Consider the following 12,641-nt stretch of genomic DNA (forward strand, 5'->3'; position numbering starts at 1 on the left):
CCGCTCGATAGGTACGCTGCCCGGCCCGTCACCACGACGGGTTTCGGGAGCGCCGTTATACGTATTACCAGCGGGTATGTCGTTTTATTCCCGGAAGCCGGGCGTCGATGTTGGCGCTCAGAGCGGCGAATACTGCCAGCGGTCGGTTGCCCACGCCCGCCCCGGCGAATGGCACGCCACCAGATCGTCGAGCAGGTTATGGCAACCGTTATCGGTAACCGTATGCACCTCGCTCGCCCTTGCCGTACGGCGAAGCAGCGGACGCGGGTCAACCGGAACGCCCTGCCTGCGCTGTTCGAAATGCAGATGCGCCCCTGTCACCATGCCGGTCTTGCCGACCGCGCCGATCACGTCGCCCGCCCTGACCGTCTGACCGACACGCAATCCGCGCGCCGTGGCCGACAAGTGGGCGTAGATCGTCTCGTTGTCGTAGCGGTGATCGATCACGATATAACGGCCAAACCCGCGGCGCTCATAACCGATGGTCTTCACCACGCCCTGTGCAACCACACGCACCGGCGCGCCGTGAGGCGCGACAAGATCGATGCCCGTGTGCGAATGCTTGACACGTGTCACCGGGTGGTAACGCGTGCCGTAATCGGACGAGATACGGGAATAGGTTACTGGCATGACGAGGGACTTCGACGCTCGCGGCGCAGATGTCGGCGAGAAGGCATTCGGCCGCGCCATCAGCGCGACGGTGCGGCAGCGCACAGCACCGGGGGTTGCCGGCATCGGGTAAAGCGCCGTCACCTTGCCGCAGACCGAATAACGAGACGTCGCGGTCGGCGTGGGAACGGCGACGTGCGAGAACGCAAACGACGGCGTCGGGCGCGGGTGCAGACGCAATGCGTCACTCGTACTGCCCACGCCAGCCATCGCGGGGAGCGGCATGGCCATGCACAGCCAGACACACACGGCATGCCAGCGGGAGCGATGGCCTTCGCCCCGCCCCAGCAGGCTTGGTCCGCCGCCGTCCAACGCGGCGCACCTGCGCTTGGAGGAAGGAAAAGAGAAAGACATCGCTCGGAAAATAAATTCGGAAACGACGCAGTCTACGGGGCGAACGAGCGAAAATTTGCGGGGAAACGCCCAAAATTGGCGTTAACGGCGGTCAAAACACCGTCATTTGGGAGCGTACCTAACGTAGTTGACACGAACAACGACGCAGGCGCGCCGGGACGAGGCATGCGCCCATGGGTTCAATGACATCAGGCGGTTCCACAACGCACACCGCCGACATTCAACGCCGAGCGCACTTAGCCCGGTTCCATTCGGGCAGCACATTCGGACTAGTGACCCCGTTCGGGAGAGTGGCGGAACGCCACCCCACCCCCGGGGCCACCTGTCAGCGGCAATCGTGCGCTGAAGATGCTCCGTCGAACACTATCCCAATCCTCTCCGTAGAGAATTCAAGCAGCTTCGCCTTGCTGTCGATCGGATCGAAGAACTGTAACGGCCGGTACTTCCCGCTCATCATCACGCCCCAAATGAACGCGTCGAGCCAGTCCGCGCTGATGCCGCGCTTGCTCAGCATCACATACGACCCGACCCCTCGCATTTGACGAATGTCACGCGCAATAGGCGCCAGCGATTCGTCGCGGGCCGCCGCGCGAAGCAGCGCACTCATTGCCGCGAACCCCGAAAAGGTATCTCGGTCGGCCAGCGCGGCCAGCGACTCCTCTCCACCGCCCAAGCGCTCGAACTCCTCCACATGAGCATGCATGCGTCGGCACAATTCGGCGAACGCCGCGAAGATCAAGTCGTGTTTGGTGCGGAAAAAGTAGGTCACGGACGCCAGCGACACGCCGACAATAGACGCAATCTCACGCTGTACGAGGCGGTCGGCACCCTTCTTGGCAATGGTCGCCAACGCGGCATCGAGAATTTTCCGGGCGGTCTCGTTGGCCTGCGGCAAACGCTGTGCAATCGCTTCGACACCTGCCATGGCCGTTGGCCCGCGCATCGGCAGCAACGTGACCGGCTGTGCGGTCATGCGTCGATGCAGGCGCGTGGCCGGCGCGGAAATCCATGCCGAACGTGCGCCCGGGTCCGGTTCGCACAGAAGCAACCCGGTCAAACCCAAGCCGAGTGCCGCCCAGACATCCGCCGCACTGTCCGACACGCCGAAGCGCTTGGCAAGCGCGAACCAGAACGCCCATTCGAGCTCGACCTCGGCCTGCGCCGCCGGACGCAACTGCGGCTCACGTCCAGCCTCTACCTCATGTTCAAGCTCAAGCAGCAGCGCCAGCACGCCCCGATCATTGCTCAAGCGTAGTTGCAGCATCGACGTGAACACGTCCGGCAGATCTGCCCACGAAGGTGCCGTTGCCAAGCATTGCGCCAGCGCACTTTCTCGCGCACTGGCGAGGCGTGTCGCGACTTCATCATAGACAGCGAGCAGCAACTGATCCCGACCACCGAAATGATAGTTCACCGCCGACGGGCTGCCGCCGGTGGCCGCAGCCAGGCTGCGTGCACTCAACTCGGAAAAGCCGCGCGCGCATGCCAACTCATATGCCGCCGTTCGCAGGCGTTCCGCCTGCGCCGCAGCGTCAGAGGCCCCGCCCCTTACTTCCGTACTTGCTGACAACTTACCCCCTCAAATCAGTACAACCGTTCTATTTTTCCTGCGCTGCGTGATTGTGAAATTTGTTCCACATGCGCACACCGTACAAGCGTTCAATCCTGTCGGGCCGCATTGTTGCGCCTATTTCGCGCACACAGCAAGGCGAAAGCGCATTCTTAAGCCCTTTGGAAATGAATATGATCAGCTTACTCGAAGCGCATGACAAGCAGAAATTGCGTGAGCGAGTCACACAGACGTCACGAATCGACCGTACTGTACATCCGTTCGACAAAAAGCGAGAGACGTCTCACCACTTCACCGGTACGCAGTCATCCAAACGTTCAACGGAATCTCTATGCAAACGAAGCACACCGCCCACGGCCTCCGCTTCACCATCGCCGTCGTGCCCGACACTCAGAACTACGTCAGCTATCGCAACCAGCGCGAAGCCGGTTTCCCATTCAATGCCCGCGAAATCCTGTGGGACATGATGCATTACATCGCCCGCAATGCCGTCAAGCACGGTGGTGAGATCGCTTTCGCCACCGGCCTGGGCGATATGTGGGAACACCAGTTGAGCTTCGATGTGGATGCCGAACATGCCGCACGCGGCGACAAGTCGGTCGCCAACCCGCTGCTCGAAGCGCTGATCCCGCCGTCGCCCGAACAAGTGGTCAATATAGAGATCCCGGCCATTACGGCGGCCTGGCAAATCCTGGACGGCGTGCTGCCGTTCTGCGTGATTCCGGGTAATCACGACCACGATCACATGTGGACCGATGCCAACCATCCGCCGCGCGAGGGTGCGAGCTTCGCCGAACTGACTGTGGCCAATGTCGGCAGCGTGCACTGTGGTGGCCTGACCAACTGGAAGGCGAATTTCGGCGCGCACACGCCAATCTTCCGCAACAAGCCGTGGTACGTTGCGTCGTTCCGCGAAGGCGCCAACAGCGCACAGATCTTCACGGGCGCCACGCACCGCTTCCTGCACCTGGGGCTTGAAATGGCGCCCGACGCCGACGTAATTGCCTGGGCCGAGTCGGTGATCGCCGCCTTTCCGGGCGTGCCGACAATCGTGTCCATCCACGAGTTCCTGAACGGTAACGGCGAGCGCGCGCCGCTCGACTGTTTCGATCTGTCGCGCCTCGATCCGGAGCGTCACAACCCGGGCAAGCTCTGGGATCGCTTCGTGGCCCGTCACGATCAGATCCTGTGCGTGCTCAACGGTCACTTCCATGGCGCGCGCCACCGCATGGACGAGAACCAGCATGGCCATCAGGTCATGCAGTTCTTGAGCAACTATCAGAGCCGCAAGCAATCGGTGCGCGGCACGGCTCCCCAAACGCCGGTGATCGACGGCATCGGCGACGGCTGGATTCGTTTGATGGAATTCGACCTGAAGGCAGAATGCCCGACGCTGCGCCTGCGCGCCTATTCGACTTACTTCAAGGCCTTCGCCAGCGACCTCCCCGACTACGCCACCTGGTACCGCGAAGAGCATCCCGACATGCCGGCCGACGAATTCCGCGCACTCGACGACTTCACCGTACCGCTGGTCGACTTCCATCAGCGATTTGCCCATGCCCGCATCGATCGCGACGAGGTCAACGACGCCACGCTGGCCCGCCACGCCTGATTCTCCATTTCGTCACTGAGCCATCCAACGCGTCACTAGCGCCGCGCGAGCGTCACCATCGTCGCGCCACCGCTGGCGACGCTCGCCCCGAACACATTGATCGTCATTGCCAAAACGAGTGCTCCAGATGTTCTCCGACATTGATTCGAACGCCCGCTTGCCTGTACGTCCTGCCGGCGCCCCCAGCACCGGACGCGCCACCCAGCTCCGCGTCCGCCGTTTGCCGGTCAGGCCCCTGCTGCTCGTCAACCTCGCCGCGCTGCTGTGTGCCACCCCCCAACTTCATGCCGCCGACCAGCAAACCGCCCAGGGCGGCAGCGACCCCGTCGTCGACGCCGTCAACCGAACGCAGATCGCCAATGACGCAGCGCTTTCGCGGGCCCCAGCCGAACAGGCCGCCCGCTGGGCCAACCTGATGCCGCGCGGCTTCAACCTGTCACTGCCGCCGCCGTCGGAGACGATCCTCCCGGAAGCCGGCGGTCTGCGCGACAAGCTCGCCGACTACGGCATCGGCTGGTTCGGCATGAACGTCACCAGCGCGGCCAACAATCTGCTCAGTGGCTCGGCCAAGAGCCTGCACGGACAACGACAGTACAACGGCCAGACGTTCACCTACGTCGACAATCTGTACATGGGCGTGACGTATGACCTGGCGCAGCATGGTATCCCGGACGGCCAGATCTATCTGGCGGGGATGTTCACCCGTACCAACTGGGCGCCGATGGGCCCGAACAAGTTTGGCCTGTCGGAAGCGAGCTACTACCAGACGCTGTTCAACAAGCGACTCGAAGTGAAGCTGGGCTACCTGATCAGTACCTGGGAGTTCATCAACACGAACGTCGGCGGCAGCCTGTCGACGAGCGTGTTCGGCGCCTCGGGCAGCATCCCGATCCAGGGAGGCTACTCCAACAATGCAACACCCACGCCGGGCATCGTGCTGAAGTACAACATCAACAAGAACTGGTACGCAAAGGCAACGGCCGAGCGTGCCGTCAATCCTGACGGCCTGACCAAGGAAATTCACGAGAACCCGACGTCGTTCAAGTTCACTACGGTGAATTCCGGTGCGCTCTATATCGGCGAACTCGGCTATCAGCGCAATCCGTCGGAAGGCGTCGCACAGGAGTGGATTCGTGGCGGTGCCGCCTACAACACCAGCAGCTACAACAGCTTCGAGAACCTGGGCACGCGCGTAGGCCACAACAGTTGGTACTACCTGCTCGCCGACCGTCAGTTGTGGCAGAAGTCGCCGGCGGGCTCCCCCGGCCGCGGTCTGTACATCGGGGCGTCGGTGATGTATGCGCCGCCATACGCCAACGCCGTGAGCCAATACTACGAGCTGCGCCTGTACGCCAAGGGCATTTTTGATAGCCGTCCGTACGACATGATTTCGCTGGTCGCCACCGACACGGTCTGGGGCCGCGATGCGATGAACTACTACGCCAGCAAGGGCAGTCTGGTTCACCGCGACAGTATGGCCATCACGCTGTCGTATAGCGCGCGTGTCACACGCGGTGTCTATGCTGGCATCGGTCTCGGCTACGTGAACCATCCGACCAGCATCGTCTACCAGACCGGAACAGGCTCGGCACTGAACCTGCTTGGCAACCTCAACATCTTCTTCTGACCCGAGAACCCGATCATGCGCAAATTTCCCCTGATCGCCGGCCTGAGCGCGGCAGCAACCTTCGCGCTCGCGCCGGGGCCGGCTGCCGCCGCCCCGGTCACCATCACCTTCTACAATTACAACCTGGCCAGCACAGGCGCCGGGGCCGACGCTACCCGCAAGCTGATCCAGGAGTTCATGGCCGGCCATCCGGACATCAAGGTCAATGCCGTTGGCGTGAACGTCACAACGATCACCGCCCGCATTCAAGCCGACACGGCGGCACAGCGCCCGGTCGACCTGGCACAGGTGGTTTTCAGCGATCTGGATTTCGTCGCCCGCAACTTCGGCGCGAAGCCATTGGAAACGGTTGCCGGCGCAGACGCCCTCACCGCCCATGAGGCCGGCATGGCACCGCGCACCGTCAAGCTCGGCATGCTCGACGGCAAGACCTACGGCATGGCGTATACGTTGTCCACGCCAGTGCTCTTCTATAACGCAGACCTGTTCAAGGCCGCAGGGCTCGATCCCGACCATCCGCCGCAAACGTGGGGGGAAGTGAAGTCTGCCGCCCTGGCAATCAAGCGCCAGGGCCACGCCGGATTTGCCGCAGGACTGTTCGGTAACAGCGCGTCGGACTGGATGATGCAGGGCGTGCTGCGCTCCAACGGCGGCGCAGTGATTTCGCCGGACCGCAAGACGCTGACGTTCTCGTCGCCCGATTCCGTCGGCGCCATCACGATGCTGCGCGACATGAACGACGCCGGGGCCTTCGAGAAGATGGATACCATGGCCGCCATGGAATCGATGGCCGCCGGCAATCTCGGCATGTACCTGGAGACGAGCGCGCTGCAGAACTACATGCTGGGCGCCGCCAAGGGCAAGTTCGACCTGCGCGGCACGGCCATGCCGAGTTTTGGCGACAAGCCAGCGCGACCGAACAACTCGGGTAGCGCGCTGGTCATCCTGTCGCAGGATCCGGCGCGTCAGCGCGCAGCGTGGGAACTGATGAAGTTCCTGACGTCCAAACGGGCCTACGCCGTCATCACGTCGGAAATCGGGTACCTCCCTCTGCGACCGGACATCGTCGACGACCCGAAATACCTCGGCGCGTGGTCGAAGACACATCCGATGATTCGCCCGAACCTGAAGCAGTTGAGCGTGCTGGAGCCGTGGGTGCCGATGCCCGGCCCGAACTATCGCCAGATCACCAAGATCATGATGGACGCGATGGAACAAGCCGTGCGAGGTGGCGCCAACGTCAGTGCAACGCTCGCAGCCGCGCAAGACAAGGCCCAGCGACTCATCCCGCGCTGATCGCCGTACTGGAAACACGTGAATCCATGCGCCGGACCGTTGCCCTGCCACTCCCTTGGGAAGTTGATGCGGGACGCAAGGTCAGCGGGCCGGCGCAGCGCACGACTTCGAGAACTCCATGACAGACTTGCCCCTCAGCCACGCAGTTGCCGGCGCGCCGCCGCGCCTGCGGACGTGGCGCGTTCACCGCATTGCGCCGTGGCTCTATATCCTGCCGGCGACGGTCACGTTCCTGACCTGGGTCTACGAGCCGCTCTGTCGTGCGGTCTGGCTGAGCTTTTTCGATTGGAACATGCTGCCCACGTCCGAGAAAACCCTTGTCGGCTGGGAGAACTACCGCAACATCCTCGGGCTCGACCAACTCTGGCAGGCAGCCGCCAACACCGGGCTGTCGATCGTCGGTCTGCTGCCTGTCGCCGTGGCGTTGCCGCTGGCCATTGCGATATATACCGAAGACCTGCCCAGGCGCGCACGCAATCTCTACCGTGCGTTGATCTTCGTACCGATGATCATTGCGCCGGTCGTGGCCGCCACAGTCTGGCGCTGGCTGCTCGACCCCGGCCACGGCATCGTCAATCTGGGGTTGCAGGCGCTCGGCTTCTCACCGATCGATTTCCTCAACGATCCGCGTTACGCGCTGTGGACCATCATTGGCATCACCGGCTGGAAGCTGATGGGCTTCTCGACGCTGATCTTCTCTGCGGCGAACGCCAACATCAACCCGTCGCTGATCGAGGCCGCACGCATGGACGGCGCCACGCACTGGGCCATCGTGCGCGACATCCGCCTGCCGCTGCTGTCGTCGAACGTGCTGTTCCTCACGATGATGACGATCCTGCTCGGTGCACAGTGGAGTTTTGCCTATATCAACGTGCTCACCCAGGGCGGGCCGCTGGGCGCGACGACCAACCTTTACTACCTGCTGTGGGATTTCGGCTTCTCGAGCCTGTCGGTGGGTTGGGCGTCGGCATCGGCCGTGCTCCTGTTCGCCATGTTCGGCGCGATCGCCTTCGTGTTGCTTCGTCTGATCGACCGGTACTCATTCCATGACAATTGATCTCACCGCACGTCAATCCGGAAGCTCGACCACCGTCGCTGCGTCGGTGCGCCGCCTCCCCCTCACCCGTGTAGCGCATCGTGCTGGGGGGCACGCGATCATGATTCTGCTGTCGGTGATGTGCGTGTTCCCCTTGTACTGGATGCTCGCCAGTTCGCTGCGCCCCGCCAACGAGATTTTCGAGACGACGCTTTGGCCTTCCCACGCATCTCTGGAAAGCTACCGCGTCGCGCTCGATGCCATCCCGATCGTGCAGATGTTGCTGAACACGCTGATCGTTTCCGTCGCGGTCACTGTCATCCAGTGCTTCACGGGCTTGCTGGCGGCTTATGGGTTCGTGCGCTGGCAGTTCCGCGGCAACAAGTTCGTGTTCGGGCTGTTTGCGCTGACGTGGTTGGTGCCGTTTCAGGTGGTGATGATCCCCAACTACCTGCTTGTCGCCAAGCTGGGGCTGCTCGACAGCCTGAGCGCGCTGATCCTGCCGCACTTTGCGTCGGCGTTCGCCATCATGATGTTGGCCCAGGCGATGCGCGCGTTCCCGCGTGAAGTGCTGGAGGCTGCGCGCATAGATGGCGCCGGCAGTTGGCGTGTACTGTGGGAGATTGTCACGCCAAGCCTGCGGGGCACATTGGCGTCGCTGGCGATCCTCGTCTTCATCTCCACATGGAATGAGTACTTCTGGCCCCTGTTGCTCTCGCGTACCGCCGAGAACAGCGTGATCCAGATCGGCATCCAGATGTTCATGACGTCGGAAGGCACACTGTGGGGCCCACTGATGGCGGCCTCGACGATGGCCAGCCTGCCGGTGCTCGCCATCTATCTCGTACTGCAACGCCAGGTCGTGCAGTCGTTCATGAAGTCCGGCATTCGATGACAACGCGCCCATTGCCCGCTTGCGCACTCCCATTTTTTTGCGGCGGCTGCCGCAACCACGAATTGAACAGGTGATTCGATGACAACGCTTGCACTGCGCGGTCTCAAGAAGGTCTACGACCACAAACAGGTGCTCCACGGCATCGATCTGGACATTGCCGATGGCGAGTTCGTCGTGCTGGTCGGACCGTCCGGTTGTGGCAAATCGACGTTGATCCGCATGATCGCGGGCCTGGAGGACATCTCCGAGGGCGACCTGTCGATCGACGCGCGCCGGGTCAACGACGTCGAGCCGGCCGATCGCGGCTGTGCGATGGTGTTCCAGAACTACGCCCTGTATCCCCACATGACCGTGCAGGACAACATCGCCTATCCTCTGAAGATCGCCGGCGTGGGGAAAGCCGAGCGGGTGCGCCGCGCGCAGGCGGTAGCCGCAACGCTGGGACTGGATACGCTGCTGGACCGGCGGCCCGCCCAACTCTCGGGCGGACAGCGTCAGCGGGTAGCGATGGGGCGTGCGATCGTGCGTGAACCAGCGGTCTTTTTATTCGACGAACCGCTGTCCAACCTAGACGCGAAGCTTCGCATCCAGATGCGAATCGAGATCCGGCGCCTGCATAAGCGGCTCAAAGCGACGAGCGTCTTCGTCACGCACGATCAGGTCGAGGCGATGACGCTGGCCGACAAGCTGGTAGTGATGAACGGTGGCAGGCTGGAGCAGATCGGCACGCCGACCGAAGTCTACCGGCAGCCAGCGTCGACGTTCGTTGCAACGTTCCTAGGCTCACCGCCGATGAACCTGCTGGAGGCTCACGTGAGCGCCCCGGGAGAAGTCGTGCTCGACGCGGCGCCCTCATGCAGGATTGCCTTTCCGGGACTTGCACTGGCGGTCGGTGAGCGATTCACGTTGGGGATTCGCCCCGAGGATATCCGCGTGGCGGATGGGCGCAGTCATACGTTGGCCGGCCGCATCGAGCTCGTTGAGGAGCTCGGCGGTAGCCATGTCGCGTATTGCTGGGTCGGCGAATCGAATGTCGCGGTAGTCCTGCCACGGGAGCGCGTCGTCAAGGACGGCACTGCCCTGCCCCTGGAGTTCCCGGCTGCGGCGATGCACACGTTCGATACGCAGTCGGGGAAACGATTGCCTGACATTGCGCAATTCGAGGAGGATTCATCCAAAATCGTTAAGGTCACAGTCGCCCCAAATCAGCACGTCAGTGCGCTCCAGCGCTGAGTTCAGGGCCCGCAGGGAAACCCGAAAGGCACCATCCCAAATTCGGAACTTCATGATGCAGCGATCCGGGCCATCGCAAAATCACACGACACTAGCCGCCGTCGGTAGCGCCTGATGGCGCGACAGACGGCGCGCTGCCGGGCCGCTGACATAGCGATGCAGCACCCCGCCGAGAATCGTGCATACCACCAGCACCGGCAGGTAGACGAGGAATGTCCAGCGCATGTCGCCGCCGGCCATCGCGAGATAGGCCGGTGTCACGGCCAGCACGACAAACATGTGGCTCAGATAGATCTCGTAGCTCCATCGGCCCATTTGCGTGAGCCACCCTAACCCGCGCGGCACGGCACGTGTCGACCCATGTGCGGCAGCGAGCCAGAGCGCGGCGCTCACGCAAAGCAGCAACATGATGAAATCGTGCAGCAGCCCTCCCAGCACGTCGCCGAAAAAGACCACGGCGATCAAACCCGCCACGCCTGCGGCGCCGGCAAACTTTGCCGCGCCGCGCGGAAGCGTCACCCGTTGCATAGCCAATGCCGTGAGCACACCCCATGCAATGGCCGCCATGCCGGGCAGGTACGCCTTCTCTTGCCAGATTTCGTTGCCCTGAAGTGCGGCACGCGTCCACGGTAGCGACATGGCCAACGCGACAAGCGCAAGCACGCGCCAGGGGCCTCGCAGCACCAGACAGAGCAGCGGAAAGGCCAGATAGAAGCACTCTTCGATGGACAGCGACCAGAGGACGTCCCACGCACCGGGCAGCCAGTTCGTGCGGCCCTCGTACCAGTTCAGCGTCATGGTCAGCGCGGCGCCCAGCGCACCGGCGAGCGATTGCCCGGGCTTGTTGATGACGAAGCCCGGTACAGCCATCCAGTGCATGACGGCAAGCACGGCCAGCAGCAACAGCAGGAGCGGAAAGATGCGCGCGGCACGCAAGGCGTAGAAGTGACGCCAGCGCAATGCGTCGAGCGAGCCGTAGCGTTCCAGCGAACGGCGCGTAATGACGAAGCCGGAGATCACAAAGAACACGAACACGGCCTCATAGCCGTTGAAGCTCAGGCCGTCGATTACGCGTTTGGGCAGTACATCGCCCAACAGACTCGGGCCGAGCGGCAAACGGAACCTGAGCGCGAGGTGATGCACGACCACGAAAAGAATGGACAAGCCGCGCAACAGATCGATACCGTCGTTGCGCGTGCGGGGCGGCGTCTCGTGCGCCGGGTGAAAAACCATGAAATCTCCTTAGCCGATATGTCGGGGGCCACATCCGCGGCCATCCTACTATGCCCCCGCCGCCGGGATCACCCGTCGAATCCAACGGGGGCTGACCTCAGGTCGCAATGCCCCGCGTGACGGGTCTCATCCGAACCGCCGGACCGCGCCGAACGATTCGCCGGAAAATGTGTCTGACCCTATCGGTCCGCGCCGTCCGGGGTCACGCTTTCTCCCAATTGCGGTGGCGCGCGTAAGATAGCGCTTTCGCCCGAGGCCCTCTGCCGTCGGGCCGTCTTTCGGAAGTCATGCTTAGCTCCTGGATCACCATTACCAATTTCGGCAGTGCCGCTGTGACGGTGCCCGCCGCTGCCGCCCTGACCCTCTGGTTGCTCTCAGCCCGTGCCTGGCGCATAGCCTTCACATGGGTGGCGCTGTTTGGGGCGGGAGCGCTCGTCGTCGCGGTCTCCAAGGTCATGTTCCTCGGCTGGGGACTCGGCGTACGCGAACTCGATTTCACCGGGGTCAGCGGCCATACGATGCTCGCCGCGACGGTCTACCCGGTTATCGCCTGGCTGCTTTTGCGCCGCTTCGCGTGGCCGTGGCGGGTGCTTGGCATGGCTGCCGCAATGGCGGGCAGCGTGGCTGTCGGCGTGTCGCGGGTGGCGCTCTCGGCGCACTCGATTTCCGAGTCGGCGGCGGGCTGTGCCGTCGGCTTCGCCGTCTGCGCGGCCTTTGCATGGTTCACACGCCGCGAGGAAGCGCCCGAACTCAAGACCCTGCCCATGGCGGCAAGTCTGTTCGTACTCGTGATGTGGCTGCATGGCGAGCAGGTGCCAACGCAGCGCTGGATTACCCACATCGCGCTGACGCTGTCCGGCCATGAACAGCCGTTCCGCCGGATCAGTTGGCTCGCCCGCAAGCCCTCCCCGCCGCCCACCGTCCCCACGCTCCCGCCTGCTAAGGGAATCCCCACGCCCTCGCGGTAACCCGTCTTCGCTGGCGAGGACGACGCCCGCACGCACGCACGCAACTTGTCGCAGATCACGATACTCTTGGGTGGCGTGCGTTATATTCTCCGGAACGCCCGAAATCGCATTGATGTCACGGCAAGGCGCGGACTGCCGCCCCTTGCCG

General features: G+C 63.1%; 9 protein-coding genes and 1 pseudogene. 7 read left to right on the forward strand and 3 right to left on the reverse strand.

Annotated elements, in window-relative coordinates:
- Window positions 1–117: 117 nt before the first annotated feature.
- On the reverse strand, window positions 118–900 hold the full coding sequence (locus PCO31110_RS06595) for a M23 family metallopeptidase (protein ID WP_174979386.1): 783 nt from the start codon (window positions 898–900) through the stop codon (window positions 118–120).
- Between the two features lie 448 nt (window positions 901–1,348).
- The gene (locus tag PCO31110_RS06600) at window positions 1,349–2,593 is read right to left on the reverse strand and encodes a TetR/AcrR family transcriptional regulator (RefSeq protein WP_150689960.1); all 1,245 of its coding nucleotides are present in this window, start codon (window positions 2,591–2,593) and stop codon (window positions 1,349–1,351) included.
- A gap of 331 nt (window positions 2,594–2,924) precedes the next feature.
- On the opposite strand from PCO31110_RS06600, the gene PCO31110_RS06605 reads away from it, so the two are divergent.
- The 6 genes and pseudogenes from PCO31110_RS06605 to PCO31110_RS06630 form a co-directional block, all read left to right on the forward strand.
- Complete coding sequence (locus PCO31110_RS06605) at window positions 2,925–4,205, forward strand: metallophosphoesterase family protein (RefSeq protein WP_150689961.1); 1,281 nt, start codon at window positions 2,925–2,927, stop codon at window positions 4,203–4,205.
- A gap of 127 nt (window positions 4,206–4,332) precedes the next feature.
- On the forward strand, window positions 4,333–5,832 hold the full coding sequence (locus PCO31110_RS06610) for a carbohydrate porin (RefSeq protein ID WP_150689962.1): 1,500 nt from the start codon (window positions 4,333–4,335) through the stop codon (window positions 5,830–5,832).
- A 15-nt stretch (window positions 5,833–5,847) separates the two neighbouring features.
- Window positions 5,848–7,128, forward strand: a complete 1,281-nt coding sequence (locus tag PCO31110_RS06615) for an ABC transporter substrate-binding protein (RefSeq protein WP_150689963.1) — start codon at window positions 5,848–5,850, stop codon at window positions 7,126–7,128.
- A 118-nt stretch (window positions 7,129–7,246) separates the two neighbouring features.
- Window positions 7,247–8,185 carry a carbohydrate ABC transporter permease gene (locus PCO31110_RS06620; RefSeq protein WP_150689964.1) on the forward strand — a complete coding sequence of 313 codons (939 nt, stop codon included), beginning with the start codon at window positions 7,247–7,249 and terminating at the stop codon, window positions 8,183–8,185.
- The gene (locus PCO31110_RS06625; RefSeq protein ID WP_150689965.1) at window positions 8,175–9,059 is read left to right on the forward strand and encodes a carbohydrate ABC transporter permease; all 885 of its coding nucleotides are present in this window, start codon (window positions 8,175–8,177) and stop codon (window positions 9,057–9,059) included. The genes PCO31110_RS06620 and PCO31110_RS06625 overlap by 11 nt, the downstream gene beginning before the upstream one ends.
- 78 nt (window positions 9,060–9,137) lie before the next feature.
- A pseudogene (locus PCO31110_RS06630) lies at window positions 9,138–10,199 on the forward strand (ABC transporter ATP-binding protein); the annotation flags it as partial.
- Between the two features lie 174 nt (window positions 10,200–10,373).
- Here PCO31110_RS06630 and PCO31110_RS06635 read toward each other — a convergent pair.
- Window positions 10,374–11,525 (reverse strand): acyltransferase family protein, encoded by a 1,152-nt coding sequence (locus tag PCO31110_RS06635; RefSeq protein ID WP_150689967.1) that lies wholly within the window; start codon window positions 11,523–11,525, stop codon window positions 10,374–10,376.
- Between the two features lie 287 nt (window positions 11,526–11,812).
- On the opposite strand from PCO31110_RS06635, the gene PCO31110_RS06640 reads away from it, so the two are divergent.
- Window positions 11,813–12,493, forward strand: coding sequence for a phosphatase PAP2 family protein (locus tag PCO31110_RS06640; protein WP_150689968.1), 681 nt, complete (start codon window positions 11,813–11,815; stop codon window positions 12,491–12,493).
- Window positions 12,494–12,641 lie beyond the last annotated feature (148 nt).

This window comes from Pandoraea communis (assembly GCF_902459745.1).
Classification (GTDB): Bacteria; Pseudomonadota; Gammaproteobacteria; order Burkholderiales; family Burkholderiaceae; genus Pandoraea; species Pandoraea communis.